General features: G+C 42.1%; 20 protein-coding genes and 1 riboswitch. Of the genes, 10 read left to right on the top strand and 10 right to left on the bottom strand.

Annotated elements, in window-relative coordinates; all coding sequences use genetic code 11:
- Positions 1-3 precede the first annotated feature (3 nt).
- Positions 4-1,041 (top strand): hypothetical protein, encoded by a 1,038-nt coding sequence (locus R8P61_11605; GenBank protein ID MDW3647704.1) that lies wholly within the window; start codon positions 4-6, stop codon positions 1,039-1,041.
- 39 nt (positions 1,042-1,080) lie between these two features.
- Positions 1,081-3,372 (top strand): MMPL family transporter, encoded by a 2,292-nt coding sequence (locus R8P61_11610; GenBank protein ID MDW3647705.1) that lies wholly within the window; start codon positions 1,081-1,083, stop codon positions 3,370-3,372.
- A gap of 207 nt (positions 3,373-3,579) precedes the next feature.
- On the opposite strand, the gene R8P61_11615 is transcribed toward R8P61_11610, so the two are convergent.
- The 4 genes from R8P61_11615 to R8P61_11630 form a co-directional block, all read right to left on the bottom strand.
- Positions 3,580-5,982: a TonB-dependent receptor gene (locus R8P61_11615; GenBank protein MDW3647706.1), complete on the bottom strand. Its 2,403-nt coding sequence runs from the start codon at positions 5,980-5,982 to the stop codon at positions 3,580-3,582.
- Positions 5,983-6,044: 62 nt separating this feature from the next.
- Positions 6,045-6,143: riboswitch (TPP riboswitch) on the bottom strand.
- A gap of 23 nt (positions 6,144-6,166) precedes the next feature.
- A complete protein-coding gene (locus R8P61_11620) occupies positions 6,167-6,688 on the bottom strand; it encodes an ATP-binding protein (GenBank protein MDW3647707.1) in 522 nt (173 codons plus the stop codon).
- Complete coding sequence (pnuC, locus tag R8P61_11625; protein ID MDW3647708.1) at positions 6,685-7,323, bottom strand: nicotinamide riboside transporter PnuC; 639 nt, start codon at positions 7,321-7,323, stop codon at positions 6,685-6,687. Before pnuC ends, R8P61_11620 begins: the two co-directional genes overlap by 4 nt.
- On the bottom strand, positions 7,316-7,693 hold the full coding sequence (locus R8P61_11630) for a DUF423 domain-containing protein (GenBank protein MDW3647709.1): 378 nt from the start codon (positions 7,691-7,693) through the stop codon (positions 7,316-7,318). The genes pnuC and R8P61_11630 overlap by 8 nt, the downstream gene beginning before the upstream one ends.
- Before the next feature lie 136 nt (positions 7,694-7,829).
- Between R8P61_11630 and R8P61_11635 the strand changes: the two genes are divergently transcribed.
- From R8P61_11635 to R8P61_11655, 5 genes are all read left to right on the top strand, one after another.
- Positions 7,830-8,411: a rhomboid family intramembrane serine protease gene (locus tag R8P61_11635; GenBank protein MDW3647710.1), complete on the top strand. Its 582-nt coding sequence runs from the start codon at positions 7,830-7,832 to the stop codon at positions 8,409-8,411.
- Between the two features lie 89 nt (positions 8,412-8,500).
- Complete coding sequence (gene tgt / locus R8P61_11640; GenBank protein MDW3647711.1) at positions 8,501-9,631, top strand: tRNA guanosine(34) transglycosylase Tgt; 1,131 nt, start codon at positions 8,501-8,503, stop codon at positions 9,629-9,631.
- A 6-nt stretch (positions 9,632-9,637) separates the two neighbouring features.
- Positions 9,638-10,192, top strand: a complete 555-nt coding sequence (locus R8P61_11645; GenBank protein MDW3647712.1) for a thioredoxin family protein — start codon at positions 9,638-9,640, stop codon at positions 10,190-10,192.
- An 18-nt stretch (positions 10,193-10,210) separates the two neighbouring features.
- Complete coding sequence (locus R8P61_11650; GenBank protein MDW3647713.1) at positions 10,211-10,819, top strand: hypothetical protein; 609 nt, start codon at positions 10,211-10,213, stop codon at positions 10,817-10,819.
- Between the two features lie 21 nt (positions 10,820-10,840).
- Positions 10,841-11,482, top strand: coding sequence for a hypothetical protein (locus tag R8P61_11655; protein ID MDW3647714.1), 642 nt, complete (start codon positions 10,841-10,843; stop codon positions 11,480-11,482).
- 3 nt (positions 11,483-11,485) lie between these two features.
- Here the strand turns inward: R8P61_11655 and R8P61_11660 are convergent, their stop codons facing one another.
- The 6 genes from R8P61_11660 to sdaAA all read right to left on the bottom strand — a co-directional run bounded on the left by R8P61_11660 (position 11,486) and on the right by sdaAA (position 20,748).
- A complete protein-coding gene (locus R8P61_11660; protein ID MDW3647715.1) occupies positions 11,486-12,613 on the bottom strand; it encodes an MBL fold metallo-hydrolase in 1,128 nt (375 codons plus the stop codon).
- Positions 12,614-12,684: 71 nt separating this feature from the next.
- Positions 12,685-15,102 (bottom strand): thiamine pyrophosphate-dependent enzyme, encoded by a 2,418-nt coding sequence (locus R8P61_11665; protein MDW3647716.1) that lies wholly within the window; start codon positions 15,100-15,102, stop codon positions 12,685-12,687.
- A 286-nt stretch (positions 15,103-15,388) separates the two neighbouring features.
- Positions 15,389-17,311 carry a glycosyltransferase family 39 protein gene (locus tag R8P61_11670; GenBank protein ID MDW3647717.1) on the bottom strand — a complete coding sequence of 641 codons (1,923 nt, stop codon included), beginning with the start codon at positions 17,309-17,311 and terminating at the stop codon, positions 15,389-15,391.
- 8 nt (positions 17,312-17,319) lie between these two features.
- Positions 17,320-18,849, bottom strand: coding sequence for a choice-of-anchor Q domain-containing protein (locus tag R8P61_11675; GenBank protein ID MDW3647718.1), 1,530 nt, complete (start codon positions 18,847-18,849; stop codon positions 17,320-17,322).
- Positions 18,850-18,901: 52 nt separating this feature from the next.
- The gene (locus tag R8P61_11680; GenBank protein ID MDW3647719.1) at positions 18,902-19,729 is read right to left on the bottom strand and encodes a hypothetical protein; all 828 of its coding nucleotides are present in this window, start codon (positions 19,727-19,729) and stop codon (positions 18,902-18,904) included.
- 113 nt (positions 19,730-19,842) lie between these two features.
- Complete coding sequence (sdaAA, locus tag R8P61_11685) at positions 19,843-20,748, bottom strand: L-serine ammonia-lyase, iron-sulfur-dependent, subunit alpha (protein MDW3647720.1); 906 nt, start codon at positions 20,746-20,748, stop codon at positions 19,843-19,845.
- A 152-nt stretch (positions 20,749-20,900) separates the two neighbouring features.
- Here sdaAA and R8P61_11690 point away from each other — a divergent pair, with 152 nt between their 5' ends.
- The 3 genes from R8P61_11690 to R8P61_11700 all read left to right on the top strand — a co-directional run bounded on the left by R8P61_11690 (position 20,901) and on the right by R8P61_11700 (position 25,473).
- Entirely contained in the window at positions 20,901-22,598 is a 1,698-nt protein-coding gene (locus R8P61_11690) for an amidohydrolase (protein MDW3647721.1), read from the top strand.
- A 73-nt stretch (positions 22,599-22,671) separates the two neighbouring features.
- Positions 22,672-23,373, top strand: a complete 702-nt coding sequence (locus R8P61_11695) for a hypothetical protein (protein ID MDW3647722.1) — start codon at positions 22,672-22,674, stop codon at positions 23,371-23,373.
- Between the two features lie 366 nt (positions 23,374-23,739).
- Positions 23,740-25,473 carry a M43 family zinc metalloprotease gene (locus tag R8P61_11700; protein ID MDW3647723.1) on the top strand — a complete coding sequence of 578 codons (1,734 nt, stop codon included), beginning with the start codon at positions 23,740-23,742 and terminating at the stop codon, positions 25,471-25,473.
- The last annotated feature ends 29 nt before the right edge of the window (positions 25,474-25,502 follow it).

The raw sequence follows: 25,502 nt of genomic DNA on the forward strand, positions 1-25,502 counted from the left end.
TTTATGGAGAAAGGCAAGAGAAAGAAAATCCTCTATTATATCTATCTCCTACTCATTTTTGCTCCCTGCCTGGAAATTGCCCTGAGGGTACTTCAATATGAGCCCTATCGGCAAGAGGAATTCCACATCAATTCCTCTCCTTCTCAATGCCTGATTCCACACCCTTACCTGGGTTTTGCCCTGAATCCGGGAAGCTTTGAAGTACAAATCAATCAGGCAAGACCTTATAAAGTAACGCATGGTTCAGATTCTCTCCGAATCAGCCATCCTGCCATTCTTCCAGATTCTTTGGAGAAAATATTTCTACTGGGCTGCAGCTATACCTATGGAATGGGGGTCGATGATGAGGATAGCTTTGCGTATTTACTTCAAACAGCCTTTCCAACCTATCACATCAAAAACTTCGGAGTGCCGGGATTTGGCAACGTCCAAAGCTATCTGCAATTGGAAGCAGAAATAAAAAAGGGAAATGTGCCAAAAATTGTGATCTTGAATCTGGTAGATTTCCATCTCGATCGCAATGTCCTGACTCCTGATTACAGAAAGAACCTTCAATTGGGATTTGCCCGATCCAGCGAAGAAATCAAAAATCAGATGAAACCGGGAAGAATTCCATTTATCTTATCTAACAAAGGAGAATTGATCTTTAAGTGGGAAAGTTGGGATAGTGTGTACCAAAACTGGAGAGGAAGGGAAGATTGGGCTAGTGTAAATCTCTTCCAGAGCCTTGCGGATAAATGGGAAAGAGATAATATGCAGCCGATAGATCAAAGCCTCCAATTGTATAAAGCTTTTCAGGATTTATGCGAAAAAAATGGAATACATTTCTGTATTAGCAATCTGAGAGCAAACAAAAAGAGCGAAGAACTGTTGGAAGCCATATCAGGCATTGGGATTGATACCCTCGAAATGGGATTAGACCTCTTAAGCACAGACTTTTCTTCATTACCTGAGGATTCACATCCAAATTCGTCTGCTCATAGACATTATTTTCAGAAGATAAGTAGCTATTTGAGAAAAATTTCACCCACAAGAGAATAAAAGGTTTCTCCGGAACAGCTGAAAAGGCAGATCTTATTTATGCATATACCCGAGAAATATCGTCCAGGGGTTTTCATTTTCATTGGGATTTTCACCCTCATAAATATCGTGGGCCTGTTCTCTTTGAGATTTGATTTTGAGATAGAACAGCTATTTCCAAAAAATGATCCTGATCTTCAATTTTACCAGGAAAAAATTCTTGCCTATCAGCCGGACAAAAGCTACCTCCTGATTGCAGTTGAAAGTCAGGATGGTGTATTCAATCCTGACTTCCTAAGGGAAATTGAATATCTGAGGACTGAGTTAGATAGCATTTTTTTTGTAAAGTCAGCCTCGGCCCTTACAAATTTGAATTACTTCAAATTAGGGCCTTTCTTAAATCCCATTCATGCTAAATTTTTCGATTTAGAACCGGATCGGTCTCTGGGGAAGGACTCTGCTTTTTTTCGCGCTTATACAGATGCATGGGAAAAATTCATGTCAGTAGATGGAAAAGCAAGCGCTTTGTATCTCGAACTTGATCCTATCAGAAAGCAGGAGGAAGCTTCTTTTCAGTTAAAAAAGATCAAGTCTACCCTCGCCTCTTATGCTTTTAAAGATTATCACCTTTCAGGAAGCATCGATGCCAAAGATGGAGTTATTAGTCAACTAAAAAAGGAACTGGCCTTACTTTTTAGCCTATCCTTTTTATTTATAGTCGCTGTTCTCTTTTACACCTTTCGTTCCAAAGGAGGGATTTTCATTCCTTTGCTTGTAATCATGCTCTCTGTAGTATGGACGCTCGGAAGTATGGCATTAGCAGGAGTAGCTATCAATACCATGACGGTATTGGTGCCCACTATCGTCTTGATTGTTGCCCTCAGTGATGTGATACATATCATGTCGCGCTTTAAAGAAGAAATTCATGCTTCGATAAGTGCGAGGGAAGCCATGAAGATGGCCATGAAAGATATAGGGAGAGCCATCCTACTAACCTCTATAACTACAGCCATAGGGTTTCTCAGCCTGGCCTATGCCAATATCCAACCCTTTGTGGAATTTGGGATTTTCACAGCTTTGGGAGTTTTGTATGCCTATTTGCTGGCTCTGTTTTTATTGCCCCAACTCATTATCCTCAGCCCTAATTTTCATGTGAGAAGCAGCGGACGATATAAAAAATGGGCACATAAACTATATCAAGCCAGTATTCATCGTCCAGGCCTGGTATTGAGTCTGGCAGCCGGCATGATTTTGACTTCTATTGCAGGGATTTCTCAGTTGAAAGTAGACTCTCAAATGTATGAGGAAATTTCCTCAGCAGATGATTATAGCATGAGTCTCCACTTCCTCGACAATAATTTCAGAGGGATCAGACCGGTGGAAATCTATATTTCCGCTCGGGATACCAGCAGGAATATGCTGGCCCTGGAAGAAATGCAAAAGCTGGATCAATTGGGACAATACCTGGAAGGGCCTTATATGGCAAATTCTGTTTACTCTGTAGTAGTCCAGGCGAAAAGACTCAATCGCGTTTATCGACAAGGAAATCCGGAAGCCTTTGAGTTGCCGGCAGATACAAATATCCATAAATTGATTTACCAGGTACTGGATAGCAATTATTGGGATATGGAGCTCAATAATATCCTTTCAGATGACTATCGATCTACCCTGGTTCAGGCAAAAATCGAAGACATCGGCAGCCATGCAATTGCCAAAAAGAATGAAGCCTTACTCGCCTTTGGGCAAGAACTCTTTCCACCGGAAGAATATCAATTCAAAATTACCGGCAAGGCACAAATCCTTGATAAAAGCAATGAGCTCATTACCCAGAATTTAGGAATTGGATTGATGGTAGCTCTATTGATTGTTGCCTTAATCATGGGGCTTTTATTCAAATCGGCAGGAATAGTTGCCTTAGCTTTTATCCCAAATATTCTTCCCCTCCTGCTGATTGCAGGATTGATGGGTTTACTAGGTATCGGTTTAAAAATGTCAACTGCCATCATCTATAGCATTGCATTCGGTATTGCCGTTGATGATACCATCCATTTCCTGAGCAGATTGAAATTTGAATGGAAAGAAGGCGTAAGCATCGAACAAGCCCTGGAGAAAACCTATCTATCAACCGGAAAGGCAATCATCATTACTTCTATGATCCTGATCATGGGATTTGGCATCCTCCTTTTCTCCGGTTTTCAGGCAACCTTCATCAGTGGCCTTTTTATAAGTCTTGCCTTACTTTTTGCAGTATTTGCTGACCTCATCTTGCTTCCGGTATTATTACTCAAAGCCTATAAGAAAAAGGAAGTAAAAAAAAGAGGGGAAGCCAAAGCTCCCCCTGCCTATAATTAAGTCGTAGATGAATCTTAAAGTGTTTGTGTGTTAAGGTATTAGGGAGAGTATTAGGGTATTAGGGTATTAGGGTATTAGGGTATTAGGGTATTAGGGTATTAGGGTATTAGGGTTACGAATCATTATTTTCTCAAAAACACTAACACACTAACACACTAACATACTAACACACTAACATACTAACACCCATTTATCCCAACACTCGCCCTAAAACCTCAAGGCCACATTAAACAAGGCATTTGTTCCCGCCTGTGGATAGTAGTAGTTGAAAGTATTCAACTCCTGTCCCAGGAAGAAGCTAAACGTATAACCATTGGGTTCATACTGAACATCAAAGAGGTTATTTACCAATAAGCCTAATCGAACCTCTTTCGCCCATTTGGTTTTAAAGCTATAATTGATCCGAAGGTCATTGATAAAAAAGGCATCTATCGCCCTATTCTCATTGGAAGTATTATCCAAAAATTGCTGCCCGACATATTTACTGATCAGGTTGATCTCCATATTCTTTACGGGCATATAAGTCAAAGTAGCTCCTCCGATCACATTGGGGGAAAAGGAGATATCGGTGTTTTCAAAATCATTCACAATTACTTCAAAGGGATCATAGTTGTAGAGTACTTCTGCAAAGTTCTTGATCTTGTTTTGACTCAAAGCCAAATTCGCTGATACTCTGAAAGTTGGAGCTAGTAACACAGATCCCACCAACTCTAATCCTGCACGATAACTATCTTTTACATTCTGTCGGATATTAGAACCCACATCATTAAGTTCTCCCGTCAGGACCAGTTGATTATCATAATCCATATAGTATCCTACTGCTTCGAAGCTGGCTTTCTTTCCCCCAAACCTATAGCCCAATTCCAGATCATAGAGGGTTTCAGCTTCCGGGATCGTTCCTTCCGGCGCATCGATGAAGTCATTCCTCACAGGTTCTCGATTGGCCACACTATAAGAGATATAGACATTGCTTTTCTCGCTTAGTTGGTAGGTTAAACCGGCTTTAGGGTTAAAGAAAGTGAAGTTCTGATCTCCTTGAATTTCTCTTAAGTCAGAATCTATTCCAGGCCTTTCTAAGCTTTCATCTCCCCAGACATAATCGATATTCCTGATTTGCAGGTCAACATATGCGCTCAATTTTGGATTGAGTTGCAAAATTGCTTTCGCATAAGTGTTGAAATCTCTTTTGCGCGCATCATTGTCATAATAGCGTCCTCTAATCTCTGAATCTCCGGAAAATCGGGCCCAGATCACCTCACCAAAATGGGCTCCATCGTATTGATTGGCCGCTCCTCCTATGCTCAATTGAAAATTGCTTTGGGGGCTATAGTTCAATGAATAAATCATCCCGAAAAGATCATTGTCCAACCACCTTCTTCTGATCAAATCAGTTGTGCTTAGCGTATCTCCATTAAAAACCGCCTGGCTAAATCCAATATTTGGATAATCAGCAAAATCATCTTCTTCTCGAAATTGCTCAAAATATCCCTGGCCTTTGGTATAATGAAGAGAAGCATTGAAGTTCAATTCGGGATTGATCTCCTGACCGAAATGTAATTGATAATGGGTTTGGCGATAATTGTCCACCTCATTTTCGTAGGTATAAAAATTGGAGTTCCGAGTCTCGGGATCGTCCAATAAGGATTCTTCAGTTCCCCACCAGGATTGATAGGTGATTTCTCGTCCTGAAAAGATGTTAAATTTTAGAAAATTCTTTTTCCCATAAATCCCTCCGGAAACAAAAAAGGATTTCAAATCAGAAGAAGCTCTGTCAACCCAGCCATCTGAAGTGATATTGGACAGGCGCAGGTCTAAGGCAAATTTATCATTGATCAATCCAGTGCCCGCCTCCACCGTATTTTTCCAACTATTGAAAGAACCATAGCTATTTGACAGCTCAGCATAAGGCTCATAGTTCAGGGTATTGGTTTGAATATTGATACTTGCGCCAAAGGCTCCCGCTCCATTTGTTGATGTACCGACTCCTCTTTGGACCTGGATGTTGTTGATGGAGGAGGAAAGGTCAGGCGTATTTACCCAAAAAACCCCATGGCTCTCAGGATCATTGAGGGGCACGCCATTAATGGTAACATTGGTACGGCTTGCATCACTCCCTCTGATCCGGATTCCCGTATATCCTATTCCCGCTCCAGCATCTGAATTAACAACTGTACCAGGCACCTGATCCAAAAGAAAAGGAATATCCTGTCCAAAGTTTTCCTTACGGATTTCATCCTTGGAAATATCCGTATAGGTGGTAGCCGTCTTTTCAGAAGCTCTCAGGGAAGTAATGATTACCTCTTCGGTTATCGTTTTTGTAGCGATGAGTTCAAAATCCAGCCTACTGTCTTCAACGAGATTTAGGCTCTGCTCAATGCTTTGAAAATTGTCCTTGCGGACTTGAATGGTATAATTGCCAGAAGGCAAATCAGAAAAATAATAGGAACCATCTTCACGAGTGATGGCTAGTTTTTCCAGTTGAAGGATTCTTACCTCCACTGCAGAAAGACTTTCGGCTGAATAATCAGCTTTTACGGTACCAGTCAGAGTAAATTGCGCCATAAGACTAAACGGCAGCAATAAGCTCCACAATACTAAAATAGACTTCATGTAAATTGGTAGAAATTTATGGTTACACATATGGGAGCAGGGGATAGCTCCCGAATCATGTAATGACCATACCTAGAACTCCCTTCGCCCGCATAATCGGGATCAGGTTCTAAGGGTATAATCTCAGCCTGTCCTCAAGACAGGCACCCCTGTTTAGTCGGCACAAAGGTATAGAGAAGCTTTTTTACTTTGCAAGTATTCTTTGATTTATTTCAGAAACTGCAAACTTCAAGCGTTCTTCTTTTGTACCTCGGATGATACTAAATGAAAGTCCTAATTGCCTGAGGGAGTGGTGATAAATGTTGAAAAGCTCTACTCTTTGTTCGGGATGTTCTCGCAAAGGATCAAAGCTCCAGGCTATGTCGGTATCGCAAAGAAAATAGTGTCTGTATTCTTCGAAATTATATAATTCTTCCAGGGCGGGATCCGCATTCCCGTATTTAAATTCAGACCAGATCTTTATGACAAGGAGGTTAGTATCGCAAATCAAGAAAGATGGATTATTAGCCAATAGTTTTTCCTCTAGTTGGAGTTGCCCCAAAGCGATTTCGATCAAATCGCTCTGTCCATATGGCCTGGCTAAATTTTCCAGATATTTCCGGGCATATTCTTCTACCCAGGGAAGATCGTAATGAGCAGCCAGATCCTTTGCCAAACTACTTTTTCCGGTAGATTCAGGACCAACTATGGCAATTTTCGGAATCATACAGCCAACGCTTTTTCAGCTTCCTCTTCCTTATATTTTTTCTTCCATTCCATATACCCCATAATAGCAAGCGCAGTAAACACCAGGAATTGGATACTCGTCAAGGTCAATCCTTTGTAAATGTATAAAGGCACAGAAACCAAATCGCCAATGATCCAATAAACCCAGTTTTCTACTTTCTTCCGAGCCATTTCCCACATACCTACAAAGAAAATAGAGGTGGTAAAAGCATCTATATATGGGACTGTAGAAGGAGTGAAATTCACCAAGACAAAAGCTAAAGTCAGGTAGAAGAGAACAAAAAGCGAAATACTCAGGATGCGTTCTTGTCTAGTATGCATACTGATGGGCAAAACTGCTTTTTCTTCAGCAGGGCGGGTCCACATATACCAACCAAAAATGCTCATGGCAAAGTAATAGGCATTGATCCCCATGTCTCCAAACAGACCTGCTGTATAGCATACATAGACATAAATCCCCGTAGAAATCAATCCTGTAGGGTACACCAGAATATTCTCCCGCATTGCAAAGTAAACACTCAAAAGGCCAAAAATTACCCCAATTACTTCCAGCCATATATCCAACTGGCTGTATTCAGCATAAGGAGCAAACAAGAACTCCACTATCTCAGTCATTTCTTTTCAACTTTATGGCCCAAAATAAAATGAGGCCCCAACCCACAATCAGGATACTTCCACCGATAGGCGTAACTATACCCAGCTTAATGGGCGTTAGGACTAGCAGGTAAATGGACCCGGAAAATAATAGCGTCCCCAGGATGCTCGCATAGGTCGCGTATTTGAGTTGGGCACTTTCATATTTCTCCATCACAATTCCCAATAGGAACAAAAGGAGCGCATGGTACATTTGAAAGCGAACAGCTGTTTCAAAAGAATCCAGCAAATCAGCACTCAGGCTTTTTTCCAGGGCATGGGCTGCCATTGCTCCCAAAATCACAGCCGTCAAGCCATATATTGCGGCAATTATATAAGCTAATTTTGACATCTTTTTTAGTAAGGCAAGAATGTTAATTTTCTCCTAAGATCTTTCGGCAAGTAAACACATTCCTATCAAAAACCGTATCATTTCTTGAAGAAAGCTTTGTAATCCCTATCTTGTAGATAATTCACAAGCCTCATAAATGAAACTAGAATATAATTCCCCTGTTATTCTGACCTATGCATTGATTTGCACAGCGGTACTTGGGATTCAACTGTATACTCCTGTGGAGATCATGGGTTATTTCACCATTTTCCCGGAGTTTGACCTTGCCAATCCTTTTTGGTACCTGCGTTTGTTCACCCATGTGATCGGACATGGAGATTGGGCGCATTTGGTTGGTAACTTTACCCTGATTCTACTAATCGGGCCTATATTGGAAGAAAAATACGGTTCCTATGACCTATTGTTCATGATCCTGGTTACGGCCTTTGTTACAGGTCTCCTGCAAATCGCTTTTTTCGATGAAGCCTTGTTGGGTGCCAGCGGGGTTGCCTTTATGTTGATCTTATTGAGTTCTTATACCAATTCACGTTCCGGTGGAATTCCCTTGACTTTTATTCTGGTCATAGTGCTTTTCCTGGGGAAAGAAGTGATCAGTTCACTGGATGCAGATAATGTTTCTCAATTTGCCCACATCATTGGAGGTATTTTGGGAGGAGTTTTTGGATTCTTCCTACAGCGATCCCAACAGAAACGAATGAAAAATCCTGTCAGTTCCTAAAACGGGAGATATGAAATAGAATCGGGCATGCATTGCATGCCCTTTTTTTGTCCCTATTTATAAGAAATTGCGTAGTTTCGCTGCCTGATATGAAATTTACCCTCAAACATACCGATCCCGAATCACAAGCCAGAGCTGGACTCATAGAAACAGATCATGGCAAGATAGAAACACCGATTTTTATGCCGGTAGGGACAGTAGGTAGTGTAAAGTCTGTACCCCAGGAAGCGCTCAAAAATGATATCAAGGCACATATCATTTTGGGAAATACTTATCATCTCTTTCTTAGACCAGGGACAGATGTACTGGAAAAAGCAGGGGGACTGCATAAGTTTATGAATTGGGACAAACCCATTCTAACCGATAGTGGTGGCTACCAGGTTTACAGCCTCGCTCACAAAAGAAGGCTGACAGAAGAAGGGGTAACTTTCAGCAATCATATTGACGGACGCAAACATTTATTTACTCCAGAGCGGGTTGTGGATATTCAACATTCCATTGGATCTGATATCATGATGGTTCTGGACGAATGTCCCCCCTACCCTTGTGATCGTCGCTATGCAGAGGAATCCATGCAATTGACGCATCGTTGGGCTGAAAGATGTAAAATTCATCACCAGGGCAAAGAAGGGAAATATGGCTATACCCAGAACCTTTTCCCCATTGTACAGGGCGGAACCTATAAAGATTTGCGTACAGCCTCCACGGAGTTCGTAGCGGGTCTTGACCTGCCAGGCAATGCTATAGGTGGTCTTTCTGTTGGAGAGCCCCACGACATCATGTACGAGCTTACAGAGCTTTCCTGCGGAATCCTACCTAAAGACAAGCCACGATACCTTATGGGGGTAGGTACTCCGATGAATTTACTAGAGTGTATCTCTCTGGGAGTAGATATGTTTGACTGTGTACTCCCGACCCGGAATGCACGCCATGGTCTCTTGTATACCTGGAAAGGTATTCGAAATATGAAAAACAAGAAATACGAAGATGATTTCACGCCCCTTGATCCGGATAGTGATTGCTTCGTAGATCAAAATTATAGCAAGGCTTATGTACGTCATTTGTTTAAAGCCCAGGAATTACTGGCTGCCTACATCATGAGCATACATAACCTACATTTCTTTTTATCTTTGGTACAAGAAGCCCGAGCACAAATCCTCGCTGGCACATTCAGAAGCTGGAAGGATGAAATGATGAAGACTTTGGGCACCAGACTTTAAACAAATATGGCAAGAACTCCTTCAAATATGTTGGCATTGGGTACACAGGCACCAGCCTTCTCTTTGCCAGATACCCGTAGTGGAAAAACCCTCAGCCTGGACAGCCTGGCTTCAGAAAAGGCCAGTCTGGTCATGTTCATCTGCAATCATTGTCCTTTTGTGATTCATGTACTACCCGAATTGAAAAGACTTGCAGCAGATTATCAATCCAAGGGGGTGAGCATCATTGCTATCAGTTCAAATGATGTTGAAAATTACCCACAGGATGGACCGGACAAGATGAAAAGCCTGGCTGAAGATCAAGGCTGGACTTTCCCCTATTTGTATGATGAAAGCCAGGAAGTAGCCAAAGCTTATGAAGCAGCCTGTACGCCTGACTTTTATCTATTTGATAAAGACCTTAGCCTGGTATACAGAGGACAATTGGATGGATCAAGGCCGGGAAACCAGGTAGAACTTAATGGGTCCGATCTACGTGCTGCATTGGATGCTGTTTTGAGCGGTGAATCTGTAAATGAGCATCAAATGCCCAGCCTGGGTTGCAATATCAAATGGAAATAATTTTAAACTGAAATAACTATGAGAAGCACAGCAACTATCTTATTCAGTATCCTGTTCATCTTTTCAGGATTTCTGCAAGCGCAACCGGAAGCTACAGAAGAAAACCTGAGTGCTACCCTTACAGAATATATTTCTCTGGTTGAAAATATGGATTTGGGTGGGACAGTAGAATATCTGCATCCCAAACTCTTTGAGATGGCTCCCAAAGAAATGCTCAAACAAGCCATGGAGCAAGCCTTTGCGGATAGCAGCATTAGTTTTCGGATGTATGATGGAGAGATTAGTAAAATTCATGATATCCTGACAGTCGAAGAAGGTAGCTATGCCCTGGTTGATTATAAATTCACCATGGATATGCAGTTTAAACTAGATGAGAGTAATCCGGACTCTGTCGATAGCGATCTTGAATCCATAGAGATGACCGGTTCAATTCTGGCAATGCAACATGGAGAAGAAAATGTAAGCCTGGATAAAGAAAGTCGAACCCTTACCATTACGGCCAACAATACCATGTATGCCATTTTGGAAGATGGATTTGATAGCTGGAAATTTCTTGAGAAAAAACCCAATATGATGGGTCTTTTAGATCAGATCATCCCTGAATCTGTAAAAGAAAAACTGGAGTGAAGAGCAGCTGGAGAAAGCCCCATGCTGAAAAAACGCTTTACCGAACTCTTGCTCGAAATAGGAGCAAGCATTGAACAGGCAGACACTGCCTGGGAAGAACTTTCAACCTTATATCAGGAAAAAGGGAGGGCTTATCATAGTCTTTCTCACATCTCTCATATGCTCGCCTTGATGGATGAGCATATTTCAGAAAAATCCAGAAGTATTGAGCTGGAATTGGCCATTTGGTATCACGATGTGATTTATGATCCGCTTAGCAAGGAAAATGAGGTTCGAAGTGCTGATTTGGCGAAAAGGAGACTATCTAGTTACAGCATTCTTTCAGATGAAAGCCTGGATAATATTTATCTTTTAATCCTTTCAACCCAGGGCCATATAGCAAGGATCGATGGAGAAGGAAGCTTGCAAAATGAATGGATGCTTGACCTTGACCTGAGTATTTTGGGCGCGGAAAAAGAAGGATATAAACTTTACACTCAACAGATCAGGCAGGAGTATCATATGTATTCTCCCGAAGATTATAAAACAGGAAGAAGTCTGGTACTCAAATCTTTCCTCCAAAGAAAAGAGATATACTTTAGCGACCTATTTAAGCAGCTTTTTGAAGAAAAGGCACGAGAAAATCTGAGGAATGAAATAGAAGACTTAAGTACAGATCCCTAGGTCTTATTCTATCGTGGACCACCAGTCCTTTGACTGCATTGAATCACTCACAGCAAATCTTTCACCCACGATGGGCGTAAACATTTGTGCGCCCAGTTCTCTTGCCTTCTTTCCCGCACGCTCTATGGGGTCTTTCCAGCTATGAGGAGCCAGATTGAAAGCGCCCCAATGTATAGGCATCATCACCTTGCCTTTGAGGTCTAGATGTGCCTGAACACTTTCTTCAGGCATCATATGGATTTGAGCCCACTGCGTATTGTACTGACCACATTCTATCATGGTGAAATCAAAGGGGCCATATCTATCCCCAATTTCTTTAAAGCCTTTGAAATAGCCTCCATCTCCACTAAAAAATAGTTTTTGCCATTTACCCAAAATCACCCAGGAAGCCCAGAAGGTTTTATCCCGATTTGAGACTCCCCTACCCGAAAAATGACGAGCAGGTGTAGCAACAAATGTTAGGGGTCCTGCTTCTGCACTTTCCCACCAATCTAATTCCGTAATTCTCTCTGGCTCAATCCCCCAACTTTCAAAATGAGCACCCATACCCAGAGGCATGTAGAAATGTGCTACCTTATCTTTGATTCTTTCGACAGTAGGATAGTCAAGGTGGTCATAATGATCATGGGAATAGATCACCGCATCTATACGATCGGGAATAAGGGAAAAATCTATGTTTTTCTTAAAAGGAAACCTTTCGCCAAAAAATGAAACGGGAGCTGCATATTCGCCCAACATAGGATCAATCAGAATATTGAATCCATCGATTTCAAGCAAGAAAGCAGAATGCCCAAACCAGCTTAGGTAGGCTAAAGAATCTATCCTTTCATCTTCCCCTTCTCCATATTTTGTAGGCAGAGCTTCTTCGGGTATGGTATGCTCAGCGGTAAAGAAATCACTAAGAATCTTTCCAAGATCTCCATCTTCTCCTGCTTTCGTAGGCACCTCATTTTCAAACTTCCCTTCTTTAAAATGAGTGGAGGCAGAAATGCGGTCCAATCTTTCCCCTTCAGGATCTGCACCAAATTGAGGAGAGGTATTGATAAAGATGGCACTTCCAATAAATACCAGCAGCACCAAAGTCAGCAATCCCAACATGAAATAGAGAAAAGCTTTAAAGACCTTTTTCATAAATAGCATTGTATGAATTGGAATGAATCCCTGGGATTCAAACACTTCTTCAGGACAAAGGTTTTGCTACACTAGGTAAAAAGCGGATAAGAAGCAGGATCAGCTTCATGCATGATCTCGTATGCAGCCTGACAAATATGCTCAAGCTGAGGCTTGGACCAATAATCACCATCATCGCCATAAGCAGGTCTGTGTGCCTGGCTACTCAGGGTCTTAGGCTCTGAATCCAGGTATTGGAAGGCCGCTTGCTTTTCGACAACTTCCTGCATCATATAGGCTGTGGCTCCCCCCGGGACATCCTCATCTAAAAACAACACTCGATTCGTTTTTTTGATGGATTCCAGGATTTGATGTTCGCGGTCGAAGGGAAGTAGGCATTGAACATCTATGATTTCAACATCTATATCCATTTCTTCCAGCAGTTCGGCAGCTTCCATAGCCAATTTGCAACAGGCTCCATAGGTAACCAGGGTAATATCACTTCCTTCCCGGATTACTTCGGGAATCCCTGGCCTAATGGTAATCTCACCCAAATTCTCCGGCAAGGCCTCTTTAAGCCTATATCCATTTAAAACCTCAACAATTATCGCAGGATCATCTCCCTTCAGGAAGGTATTATAAAAAGCTGCAGCCTTGGTCATATTTCTCGGCACAGCAATATGAATTCCTCTTAAGGTAGACAACATCATGGCCATGGGTGAACCACTATGCCAGATTCCTTCTAACCTATGCCCACGCGTACGAATAATTGCCGGAGCCTTTTGTCCTCCAGCCGTTCGGTAATGCAGGGTAGCCAGATCATCCGTCAAAGGTTGTAAACCATATATGAGGTAATCGAGGTACTGAATTTCAGCTATCGGCCTGAATCCTCTGACGGATAAACCGATGGCCTGTCCCATGATGCTAAGTTCACGGATACCGGTATCCATGATACGTTCAGTTCCATGTTTGGCTTGCAAATCCGCAAAACCCTGATTTACATCTCCCAGATGTCCAACATCTTCCCCAAAGGCAAGTGCCTGTTTATTTCTTTCAAAAATGAGGTCGAAATTCCGATTGATGATCTCAAAGCCATTCAACATTTCGGGATCCTCGCTATACTGCGGCTTTACTTCTTCTAATAGTAAAGGAGAATGGGCAGACTGGCTGTATTGATGACTGCTATATAATTGGTTCCCTTTCTCAGAGAGTTCTCTTCGCCATTTTTTCAATGCCGAAATAGCTGGGTGATCAAGGCCCTGGCTAAGCATAAGCGCCCGGTAACTGACTTGCATAAAGTCTCTCCGACTCAAGGTCTGGATTTTTCTAACTTCATCTATCAATTGCTTGAGCTTTGCTTTTTCGGGGAGCACAGCTCCAAGATTTTCCATCAGAGCCAAAAATTCTCTTCGCTCTTCTTTTAAGGGATTCTGGAATGAACTCCAGGCTTCCTGTTTTACCTTCCTTACCAATTTCAGGTCCTCTGCCTCCCAGGCCTGAATTTCTTCTTCAGTAGCGAATTTTTTATCCAGTAAATAAGAGCGGAGTTTACTCAGACAATCATAATCTTTTTCCCAGTTCAGGCGTTCTTCACTCTTATAGCGTTCATGGCTGCCTGAGGTTGAATGTCCTTGGGGCTGTGTTAACTCCTGTACATGTATAATAGAAGGAATATGTTCATCTCTGGCTAATTTGACAGCATAGGAATAGGTTTTAATCAAGCTCTCATAATCCCAACCATTAACAGATAATACTTCAAAGCCCTTCTCCGTAGTTGTGCGCTGAAAGCCCTGCAACATTTCTGAAAGGCTGCTTTTCATGAACTGAAAATCATTGGGGACAGAAATTCCGTATCCATCATCCCAGATAGACATCACCAAAGGTCCCTGTATTACCCCTACTGCATTTAGGGTTTCCCAAAAATGTCCTTCTGCACAACTGGCATTTCCAATAGTCCCAAAAACAACTTCATTTCCATTATTTGAGAAGTCCTTCAAATGAGCCAATCGCGGATTGTTCCTATAGAGTTTGGATGCCTGAACTAGACCTGCAATCCGCGGCATTTGAGAAGCGGTACAGGACATATCCGAATGAGTGACTTTTTTATCTGTCATGCTTAACCACTCTCCTTTTTCATCCAAAAAACGAGTGGCGAAGTGTGTATTCATTTGTCTTCCACCAGAAAAAGGCTCTGCTTCTAAATCTGCATGTGCATACAGTTGAGCAAAAAATTGCTGATAAGTCGAGATACCTAATTCAAATGCCAGGGTCTGATCCCGATAATAGCCGGATCGAATATCCCCATTTCTAAAATAGCGGGCCATTACAATTTGAGGCAACTCCTTCCCATCTCCAAAAATGCCAAATTTGGCCTTTCCCGTCAATACTTCTCGCCTACCCAAATAACTGATCTGGCGGCTTCTATAACAAGCCCTGTAATCCTGTATGGCCTCTTTTTTACTTACTAATTCTATATTAAGGTCAAGGAGATCTTGAGAATCTAAGCTCATAAGCATACAAATATTTCCCGATTTAATCGGGAGGGTTCCTTTATTTAAGATTACCAAAAATGTCCCCAAATAGCTGGCTTCAACCTATCTTAGGTAGAACAAGGGAAAAGATAAAAATTGTTAGAAATAGCTGTCCGAAAGCTCTTAGTCTGGCGGTTAGGTAGTAGTCCTCGATGTTAATTTGGGCCAGCATGACGGGGTAATCTTAAACATAGGCCATTAGGCCTAAAGTCAAAGTTAGCAATTATTATCTAATTCCAAAATTGAACAAATATTAAAAATATTCCTAAGGCAGCTTCTCAACCAGTCCATACAGCCAGGGATTTCCCTCTTCGACACGGACGCTATACCTTTTAATAGAGTAGCTTTCTAGGCCAGGATTCCAAATATAGATTTTGAGTTTTCCTTTGCTTTCTTTGATCCCCAGATGCTGAAGTCTTCTATAAAAATGAATCCTGTTCCAGCCTAAAGGATCACTTATGTATTGGGTCGCCGGACTTGCAAACCATTGACGCTTCGCTGAAGGAGGAAGGTATTCTACGACCACTTTGATTTCGGTCTGATTCTCCTCTGTTTTTAGTTCAAAATCTGCCCAAAGTTCATCAGTGGCCATTAGCTTTTGTTCTTCAAGAGAGAGTTCCAGGTAAGGGCCGAATTCCTGAGTTGTCCTCCAACTTGATTGCTCAGCGTGTTTCCCTGATTTATTTTCCTCTATCCTTAATTCAGAAACTAGATTTCCCTCATCCTTTTCTTCAATGAATTTGATTTTTTGTTCTTTTAGGGAATCTTTGGAGAATAGCCAGGATTCAGAAATAAAGAAATTTTCTCTTTGCTCTATTCCTGGATAAAACTCCCGCAAAACGGGAATAAAGTAATCCGGCAAGGCTTTACTCAGCCAAGCCAAACTAATCATATCAGCCTCCGAATTCTTCAAATATGTTCGCAGCCCTTTCACTCCTCCCAATTCTTCAAGATTATAGCTTTTTATCGAAGGTCTGGCGGTGGATTTATCAAAATAATAATCTGCATAATAAGGACTATGAAGTTGAAGGAAGTGCTCGATTTTTCTCTCTTTAAATCTTTCTTCGCTTTCCTTTATCTTTTCTGTCAAAGCTTCTGCCGAACGATTATAGAAAAGTTTATAGTGCTGTCGGTCATCTATCAAGGTCCATACACTGAGCAATAACAGACAGCCTGTAAACAAAGCTTTCTGGAAGTCATTCAGGTTTGGGACAAAAGAGAAAATGAATAAGAGGAAGAAAGGAAAACTGGCAAGCAGGCCATTGGAGTGAAGAACCGGAGCTCGCCATACTGAATAAAGGTAGCCCAATCCCAGGGGTAGCAGGAAAAGAGCAGCAGAAATAATCCGGAACTTATTCCATTCCTTTTTTGCTCCTCTTCCTTTCCATAGGTATAGTCCAAGAACTGAGAGCAGAATAAAGGATACTAGTAGAAAAGAAAAATGGAAGGCATAAGAGAAATAATTCGCCAAAAAGCTTGCATCCGGTTTTCCGATCCATTCACTTCCTCCTTTTTCAAGATGATGAATAAAAATGCCAAGATGTGGAAGATAAAGGATGGGAATCAGTATCAGACTAAGAAAGAGCTTTTTCTTCTTTTTGCCCGAAACAAAAAGCAGGCCCATAAGTGCTGAGCTACCAACCAAGAGGAAACTAAAATAGTGGAAATACAAGCAGAGAACTGAAAAGCATGCATAAGCAATGTATACCCAATTGGCAGTTTCTGACTCCTTGATGATGCGGGTCAGAAAATAGATCATGGCCATACTAAAGCACAACACTATCGCATAGGGTCGCGCATATACGCCCAGGGTGATGAAATATTGGAGACTGGCCATGCATGCGGCTGTCAGCAGTCCACTTTCTTCCGAAAACCAGCTGGCTCCTAATTTAAAGGCAAGAAAAATGCTTAAAAGCCCAGCCAGGAGAAAAGGAAAACGCAAGGCAAGGGGAGAATCCCCAAAAATCCCGCTCCAGTAATACGCCAGAACTTGTATCCCGGCAGGATGTACATCAGCTTTTACCCCTTCCAGGATCAGCTCAGAAAATGAATCGTACTGGATTCTTGCAAGCACGCTGAGTTCATCATTCCCCAGAGATAATTCAGAGAAATTGAATAACCGTAAGCTCAGTCCCAATAATAGGATTAGCAGTAGTAGTATCGTGGTAAATGAGAAGGTTTTTCTCATGCAAAGGATCAGGGAATAAACTCATAGGCGCCTATATCAAAGCTGCCTGTACGCAAGCTATCCATTTTACCTCGAAAATCATCATCATAGCCTGTTGATCCAATGGGGAAATTAATTCCTGCATCTATGGCAGGACTTCCTTCCTGAAGTCGGTAATTTCGAGTGAAGAAGTCTGCAAATAAAGGATCGAGGTTTAAGCTATTTGTTAGGTGGGGATCCATAAAAGGTTGAAACTCTTCTCCTACCCGAACAATGCTATGATCAAAATTGAGCAGATCATAGGGTGCGCCTTGCAAGGTATCAAGCACCACTTCATCCTCCTCACTTCCCCATACGATACAATTGGTAAACTGAGTAAAGCTTTCAATTTGGACAGCACTCACGCCATCAAAGCTAAACCAATTGCTGATTCGGACTTGGGGAGTTCTTCGGGAGAAACGCCGAATGGAATAATTGGCAAAAGTTGAATTATAGAAATTGTACTTGCCTCCGCCCAGGATATAGACTGTATGTAATTTGCAGGAACTCACAATGGAATTTTCCATGAGGATGGACGGAGGTCCATTGGCTATCGCTCCATTGGGGGCAACCCCCACTCCTACTACTCCATGCACCCCCATATTCCGGATATGGGTATTCTGAATAGTAACCTTAGGGAAAAGATTGAGGGAGATAGAATCTACCTCCACGCCTATTAAGGCATTTTTTATTCGTGTATGTCTAAGCAGATTATCGGTACTACTAGGCAGAAAGCGAATTCCTCTCCATTGTGCTGGGTTTTCTTTAAAAAGGGTATCCTGTAGTCGGCTGCTGGTGAAAGTAATCGGCTGTTCTGCGGTGCCATCGGCGATCAGTGTTCCTCCGACAATAAGCCAGGAATAGAAGCCAAAAGTTGGCAGTCCATTGCTATCCTTTACTCCAAAACGATAGGGAGTATAAAATATCTCCGTTCCAGGTTCTACACGAACCGTAACCCCTTCCGGAATGAAGATAGGCCCATCCATAATGATGGGTTTATCGGGAGTCAGAATGGTATCTTGTCTGAAAAAGAAACTGCCCGGATCAAGGTTGAGAAAATCATCTTCCTGTTGCAATCGGGCGGTTAGAAAATAGGCATCTACTATCCATGCCTGCACCAGAACTCTCTGTATATCGTCTCCTACCTGAAAGTTGATATATTCCTCCGCATACCCATCTCTTTCTTTGGATTTCAGGTTGACAAATATATGCATACTGTCATCCTGAGCAATCGCCAGGTCTGAAACATCATTGGCCTGAATCCCATCAACAATCATCATGAATTCCGATTCATCTCCATTTTCCAACCAGACCCTGTCCACAGCTATATCATTGTCTTCGCGATTGCTGACAATCAGGCGCTCACTGGGAGTGAGCAGGGTTGTAAAAATGGAATCGAACTTAACAGTATCCTGATCAAAAGTCAGCACACCTTCCGGTATCGGATTGATTGCTTGTTCACAACTTGCCCATACTAAAAGAGAAATTGTGGCAAAGAATAAGGTCAACTTGAGCTTCATTGCGCAAACCTACGCAGGCTCCCGCAATAAAACCAGTGCAAAATACAGTAGCTTAAAACCTGTTCATCAGGCGCCAGTATTTGCTTTCGTCTATCCCGATTGCCAGGATGCTTACCTTATCTTTATTGTGCATATGGGAACGCCAGGGAAGATATACCCCGCTTCGGATCTCAAGTCTTTTTGCCAGACTTTCTTCACAACTGACAATATATCGGACTTTTAATTTCCCATCTATGATTTGATGGTAGTATTCCTGTACATGAAAATCTCGGCTTCTCCCCAGATTAAAGACCCGTTTTCCAACGGCAGCTTTCAAGGAATCCAAATTTGTGTTCCAGGACATATCCCCGATGGTCAGCATGAAAGATCCGGAAAATTTATATTGCTCAACATCTTCGTACCAGTATACCCCATCTGTATCATTGAGCATATCAATGGCTTTCTTCATCAAAGCAACATCTGAAAAACTGATTCTTGACCAGGGTATTTTGGAGGAACCGGTTTTTAATCGTTCAAACTCTTTGGGATTGAAGTCATAGGAAAGGCCATCATAGGTAGCATATCCACAATAGAGATTGAGAGTAATGGTTCTAACCAATTCTCTTCCCTTATAAAATTTCAATGCATAGTGATAGTCGCACTTATCATCGAAAGTCATTTCCAGGTCCCAACCTTGTTGGATTTCCTGCATAAGTGAAATATCCTTACTGATAAAAGTACTAAGTTCTTCCTGGATAGGAAGCTTCTTATAGTTGTGGAGGGGAACCCCGACCATAGCCCAATCGCCTTTGGTAAAATCTAAATCTCCAATGATTTTTTCAGCATGGAGAAAAGTAGAGCTTAGCAAAATGAGAACTAACAAACTGCTAATACGTTTCATGAATGCGGTTTTTTTCTAGTGAATGTTAAGGAACGGTAAATGAGCCCCAATCATCAGGTTCCAAAGCAAAAGTACAAAGCTTATACCAAGATTTGTAAATTTCGGGCACGAGATTATAAATCTTCCTCCTGTTCGGTCTCTTCTGCCTCCTGAATCAGAACCCGTGCTTCTATTTCTCGCGCAGTTGGTGTGTCAGCAATGCCTCCCAGAGCTGTTTCTTTGTACTTTTCTTCCATAGAAGCTCCTACTTCTCCCATTGCGTCAATGACCTCATCCACGGGTATAACCGCAGAATCACCGGCTAGTGCCATTTGCGCAGAAGCAAAAGCAATCACACTGGCAGATCCATTTCTTTTGACACAGGGTATCTCAACCAGGCCCGCTACGGGATCGCAAATCAGACCCAACATATTCATAATTGTGATTGCCACAGATTCAAAGACCTGATTAATATCACCTCCCAGACAATAGACTATGGCCCCAGCTCCCATAGCTGCAGCTGTACCCGTTTCCGCCTGACAGCCCCCAACCGCACCTGCAATGGATGCTCTTTGCTCAATAATCAAAGCAATACCTGCAGAGACCAACATGCTTTCCAATAATCTCCGCTTGGGAATATCGTGCAGCTCCTCTACCATGGTCAATACTCCCGGCATAATCCCACTTGCTCCAGCTGTAGGAGCAGCTACGATCCGGCCCATACAGGAATTGACTTCTTTAGCAGCCATAGTATATGAAAGCAATTGTTTAAATTCTTTCCCCAAGACCTCTATTTCACAATCTCTCACTTTTTTTGCTCCATTATTGATCATGCCGCTTATTGAGCGCATATCCTCAGAAAGTCCTGTCTGTACAGCATCTTTCATTACTGCATAAGCCTGGGCTAGTTTTTCCCAGATTTCTTCCTCTGATTTTCCTCTTTGCTCCACTTCATATTCCATCACAGGTCTCCAAATAGCAGTGTCATGCAATTGGGCATAAGATTTCCACTCTGAAAAATTGTCAAACAAAATTCCCATAAACAGAAGTATTAATTGAGATCAGGCTAAAATTAGCTTAGCAATTTCGGTGATTTTTCTCACATTTCAGGACATTGAATGATAAAAAAGTATCTTGCTAAGTAATTTAAAAGGAGTGAATGGCTCCAAAGATAAACACACTAATTAATGCTATGAAACTAAGACTACTATCCCTAAGTATAGGTCTCTTATTTGTCATTTCCTGTGAGGGTCCCCAAAAGGATACCCAAATGGCTGATATGATCATTTATAATGGGCCTATTTATACCATGGATGAAAATCAACCCACAGCCGAAGCTGTAGCTAGTCGGGATGGAGAAATCATTTATGTAGGAGATATGAAGGGAGCTGAAGAATTAAAAGCTCCTTCTACTGAAATGATGGATTTGGATGGAAACACCATGCTTCCCGGCTTGATTGAAAGCCACGCCCACATGATGGGAATTGGTTATGGTAAGCTAAGCCTTGATTTGACTCAGGTAGCTAATTATGATGAATTGGTTGCTAAAGTAGCTGAAGCTGTAAAAAACACCCCAAAAGGAGAATGGATACTAGGAAGAGGTTGGCACCAAAGCAAATGGACCCCAGCACCTGCGACTATGGTAAAGGGTTACCAAAGCCATGAGGCACTAAGTGCTGTCTCTCCGGATCATCCTGTATTTCTTACCCACGCCAGTGGACATGCTTCATTTGCTAATGCAAAGGCTATGGAAATTGCCGGGATAAAAAATGCTCAGAAATACGATGGAGAAGATGGAGAAATCATCCTTCATCCAGACGGCAAACCTACGGGTGTTTTCAGTGAAAGAGCTGGAGGTCTGATTCAGAAACATATTCCCGAAACAACTCCTGAAAGAGCTCGCCAGGCATTGGAGCTTGCTATAGAAGAATGTTTGGCAAATGGAATCACCAGTTTTCATGACGCAGGTGCCGGGCAGGCGACTATTGATTTATACAATTCCTTTAAAGAAGAAGGTAAAATGGATGTAAGAATTTGGGTCATGCTGAGTGGTGGCAATGCAGATCTTCTGGAAGACTGGTATAAAAAAGGGCCAGTAAAAGATGATTATGTAAGTGTTGGGGGAATTAAACTCTATTCTGATGGAGCCCTGGGATCCAGAGGCGCCTGGTTATTGGAAGAGTACTCTGATAGAAAAGGTCATGTTGGTAATCCTATCATGCCTTTGGAACAAATGCATGGAATTGCAGTGAAAGGACTGGAACATGATTTCCAGGTTTGTGTTCACGCAATCGGAGATAAAGCCAATCAGGAGGTGCTCAATCAATTTGAAAAAGCGATCAAAGCACATAGTGATCCGAATAAAGAGCACCGCTTCCGAATTGAGCATGCCCAACATTTGGATTTGGAAGATATACCTCGTTTCGCAGAACTAGGCGTAATAGCTTCTATGCAGGGAATTCATATGTCTTCAGACAGGCCCTGGGCGATAGATAGACTTGGTGAGAAACGCATTATAGATGGAGCTTATGTTTGGCAAAAGCTGCTACAATCCGGTGCAGTTGTGATCAATGGTACGGATTCACCAGTTGAACCTGTGAGCCCTATCGCCAGTTTCTATGCATCCGTTACCCGGAGAACTCTGGCAGGAACTCCTGAAGAAGGATATGAAGCCAATCAAAAAATGAGCCGTGAGCAAGCTCTAAGGAGTTATACCCTCGATGCAGCTTATGGAGCTTTTCAGGAAAATCAAAAAGGATCAATAGAAAAAGGAAAGTTTGCAGACTTCACAATTTTGTCCCAGGATTTGATGAAAGTAGCCGATGATAAAATTCTGGAAACTAAGATTATGGGCACTATTGTTGGGGGTAAATTAAAATACAAACCCTAATTTGTTTTGGCATAGGGGATTGTCTATCCTTGTACACTTATAATTAGCAATTCATTAAAACATTGAACCACAAATGAAACGAATTTTTATCTACCTCTTGTCCACATGCTTATTGAGCATGATGAGTTGCCTGGACATAGAAGAGGAAATCACCATCAATACGGATGGCTCTGGTATGTATGAAGTAAGAATGGACATGACAGAGGCAGTGAAAATGATCATGGCTATGGCTCCCGATTCTGTAAAAGAAGAAGGGATGACTGAAGACGATATTTTGCAGGCGATGGCTGATTCGCAAGGAGCCACTGATGAAATGCAGGCGGCTATCGATGCTCTCAATGAAAAAGACGGAATCAGCAATGCTTCTCAAAGTCTCGAAGGGGGAGTATTTACCATGAGTTATAATTTCAGGGATTTTACTACCCTTAGTTCTGCATTAAAAGATAATGGAGAAGGAGGCGGAATCGATAATCCATTTGGAATGACTCAGCCTGAATTCAGTGGAAAAAAAGGCCTCTTTTCCAGAAGCCAAAGTTCTGAAGAAGCCGCTGAACAAGATGAAGAAATGGCTCAAGCCATGGAGATGATGGAAATGATGATGGGAGATGCAACTTATACTACCATCTATAACTTCCCTGGAAAAATCAAGAAATCAACGAATAAAGAAGCATCCTACTCTAATGGTAACAAAACCATCACGGTTAAAGCTAAGTTCTTGGACCTCTTGGATGATCCTTCTATTTTAGACAATACGATCAAGTATAAGAAGAAATAAAAAACTCATGCAGAATCTTCTTTTTCGGAAATGGTAAAGGAAGATTCTGCAACTCTTTACTAAAAATGTCGTCCTTAGAAACAAAGTGTTTCTAAGATTTACAAACCTTAAAAATCCCGGCCTATAGATTTATATATACCCTGAATTTTTGCATACATAAAACAAGCATTGCCTTAATGTATGCGAGCCGTTTGTTTAGTCTTTGGAATCATCGCTACATAAACCTTTGCCATGATACTTTACCATTGTTCCAAGCACCGAGGGTCCGGGATCTGCAGTTTCTTGCTGCTTTTAGCTATTAGTATATTTTCATTTTCTCCTGTGCAGGCTCAACGAACCTGTGGCACCAGTGAGTATATGGACAACATGATGAAGTCCAATCCTAACCTCAGGTACAGGCTTCGGGCAGTTGAAGATCAAACCAAGGAAAATGTAAAATCCAGCATCGCAAGGGTTCAGGGTGAAATCGTAATTCCTGTTGTTGTTCATGTAGTGTATTTAAACCAGGAACAAAACATCAGCGATGCACAAATCAAATCTCAGTTAAAAGTCCTAAATGACGACTTTCAAAGACGGAACACGGATAGAGATCAGACCCCTGCCATTTTCCGTTCGGTAGCTGCCAGTACCGGCATCCGCTTTCAGCTCGCAGATAGAGATCCTCAAGGAAATCCAACTTCGGGCATCACCCGAAAGAAAACCTATAAAGCTTCCTTTTATACCAATGATAATGACGTAAAGTATGAGGCCATGGGCGGCGTTGATCCCTGGCCCACTGACCAATATCTCAACATCTGGGTTTGTAACCTGGGATTGGGTATCCTTGGATATAGTCAATTTCCCGGAGGCCCTTCAGAAACAGATGGAGTAGTTATTGGATATAAGTTTTTTGGTACTATAGGAAACTTAAAGGCTCCTTTCAACCTCGGCAGAACTACCACACATGAAGTAGGACACTGGTTAAACCTCAGACACATCTGGGGCGACGGTCCTTGTGGAGTGGATGATCATGTTTCAGATACGCCAGCAGCAGATGCCCCGAATCAAGGTTGCTCCTTCGGACATTCTTCTTGTGGATCGGTAAACATGACCCAAAACTTCATGGATTATACCGATGATGTCTGTATGAATCTTTTTACCAAAGGCCAGGCAGACAGAATGCGTGCACTCTTTGCCCTTGGAGGTCAGAGACATTCACTCATGAACTCAAAGGCAATAGACAAGCAGCCAGAAGTTCTGCCTGAAGCTCCAGTCGTAAGCCTGGATTTCCCGGATGAATTGAATGTAGCAGATGTCAGCAAAAGTTCCGCTTTTCTGAGCTGGACAGAAGTTGATCTTGCCGATGAATATCTGGCAAGGATGCGAAGAAAGGGAAACAGCAAATGGACCCCAAGAAAGTTTGAAAAAACCTACGTAAATGCGACAGGTCTAAGATCCTGTACCGAATATGAGTTCCAATTGGCCAGTGTAATGGGAAGTAAAAAGAGTAGCTTCTCCCCTTCTTATATTTTCAAAACAGAAGGTTGCGACATTGGCACTCCTACAGCATCCAAAGCTCCTAAAGGACTGGGAAGTCAACAAATAGGAAATAGTCAGGTAAAAATTAGCTGGGCTCCCGTAAATGGAGCTGTCAGTTATAAAGTACAATACAAAATAGCGGGCCGAAAGGGTATCCGCTCTCAATTGGTTAGCAGTACCCAAATCCAAATCCCAAATGTCCGCCCGGGCCTGAGATATATCTATAGAGTTAAAGCTCATTTCAATAGCTCTACAGGTCCCTGGTCTTCCATCGGTAATTTTAAACTTCGATCTGCAGCTGTCGCCCGTTTAGCTAACAGTCCGGATGTCCCGTTCATGAGAATTAAAAACTCTTCTGTTAGCGATCGACTTCACATACTCCTGGATATAGATAAAACTCAGAGAGTAAGAGTAGCCATCAGGGATGAGGCAGGAGATGCGGTAAAAACTTATGGCTTCATGGAGCTTGAAGCCGGTAGAGGCATACAGTTAAACATTAGCAGCCTGGAAAGTGGTAACTATCAAGCCATCATCACGGATGAGGATGCCTTTGAATACAAAGCAGATTTCGTAAAAAGATAGCGCAATGATAGGATGATTAGGTTCTTACT

It is taken from the genome of Bacteroidia bacterium, from assembly GCA_033391075.1.
Taxonomy (GTDB): Bacteria; Bacteroidota; Bacteroidia; order J057; family J057; genus JAWPMV01.

Excerpts from the sequence above, each read along its gene's own strand:
- R8P61_11605 (MDW3647704.1), top strand. The coding sequence starts at position 4 with ATGGAGAAAGGCAAGAGAAAGAAAATCCTCTATTATATCTATCTCCTA.
- R8P61_11610 (MDW3647705.1), top strand. The coding sequence starts at position 1,081 with ATGCATATACCCGAGAAATATCGTCCAGGGGTTTTCATTTTCATTGGG.
- R8P61_11615 (MDW3647706.1), bottom strand. The coding sequence starts at position 5,982 with ATGAAGTCTATTTTAGTATTGTGGAGCTTATTGCTGCCGTTTAGTCTT.
- R8P61_11620 (MDW3647707.1), bottom strand. The coding sequence starts at position 6,688 with ATGATTCCGAAAATTGCCATAGTTGGTCCTGAATCTACCGGAAAAAGT.
- pnuC (MDW3647708.1), bottom strand. The coding sequence starts at position 7,323 with ATGACTGAGATAGTGGAGTTCTTGTTTGCTCCTTATGCTGAATACAGC.
- R8P61_11630 (MDW3647709.1), bottom strand. The coding sequence starts at position 7,693 with ATGTCAAAATTAGCTTATATAATTGCCGCAATATATGGCTTGACGGCT.
- R8P61_11635 (MDW3647710.1), top strand. The coding sequence starts at position 7,830 with ATGAAACTAGAATATAATTCCCCTGTTATTCTGACCTATGCATTGATT.
- tgt (MDW3647711.1), top strand. The coding sequence starts at position 8,501 with ATGAAATTTACCCTCAAACATACCGATCCCGAATCACAAGCCAGAGCT.
- R8P61_11645 (MDW3647712.1), top strand. The coding sequence starts at position 9,638 with ATGGCAAGAACTCCTTCAAATATGTTGGCATTGGGTACACAGGCACCA.
- R8P61_11650 (MDW3647713.1), top strand. The coding sequence starts at position 10,211 with ATGAGAAGCACAGCAACTATCTTATTCAGTATCCTGTTCATCTTTTCA.
- R8P61_11655 (MDW3647714.1), top strand. The coding sequence starts at position 10,841 with ATGCTGAAAAAACGCTTTACCGAACTCTTGCTCGAAATAGGAGCAAGC.
- R8P61_11660 (MDW3647715.1), bottom strand. The coding sequence starts at position 12,613 with ATGAAAAAGGTCTTTAAAGCTTTTCTCTATTTCATGTTGGGATTGCTG.
- R8P61_11665 (MDW3647716.1), bottom strand. The coding sequence starts at position 15,102 with ATGAGCTTAGATTCTCAAGATCTCCTTGACCTTAATATAGAATTAGTA.
- R8P61_11670 (MDW3647717.1), bottom strand. The coding sequence starts at position 17,311 with ATGAGAAAAACCTTCTCATTTACCACGATACTACTACTGCTAATCCTA.
- R8P61_11675 (MDW3647718.1), bottom strand. The coding sequence starts at position 18,849 with ATGAAGCTCAAGTTGACCTTATTCTTTGCCACAATTTCTCTTTTAGTA.
- R8P61_11680 (MDW3647719.1), bottom strand. The coding sequence starts at position 19,729 with ATGAAACGTATTAGCAGTTTGTTAGTTCTCATTTTGCTAAGCTCTACT.
- sdaAA (MDW3647720.1), bottom strand. The coding sequence starts at position 20,748 with ATGGGAATTTTGTTTGACAATTTTTCAGAGTGGAAATCTTATGCCCAA.
- R8P61_11690 (MDW3647721.1), top strand. The coding sequence starts at position 20,901 with ATGAAACTAAGACTACTATCCCTAAGTATAGGTCTCTTATTTGTCATT.
- R8P61_11695 (MDW3647722.1), top strand. The coding sequence starts at position 22,672 with ATGAAACGAATTTTTATCTACCTCTTGTCCACATGCTTATTGAGCATG.
- R8P61_11700 (MDW3647723.1), top strand. The coding sequence starts at position 23,740 with ATGATGAAGTCCAATCCTAACCTCAGGTACAGGCTTCGGGCAGTTGAA.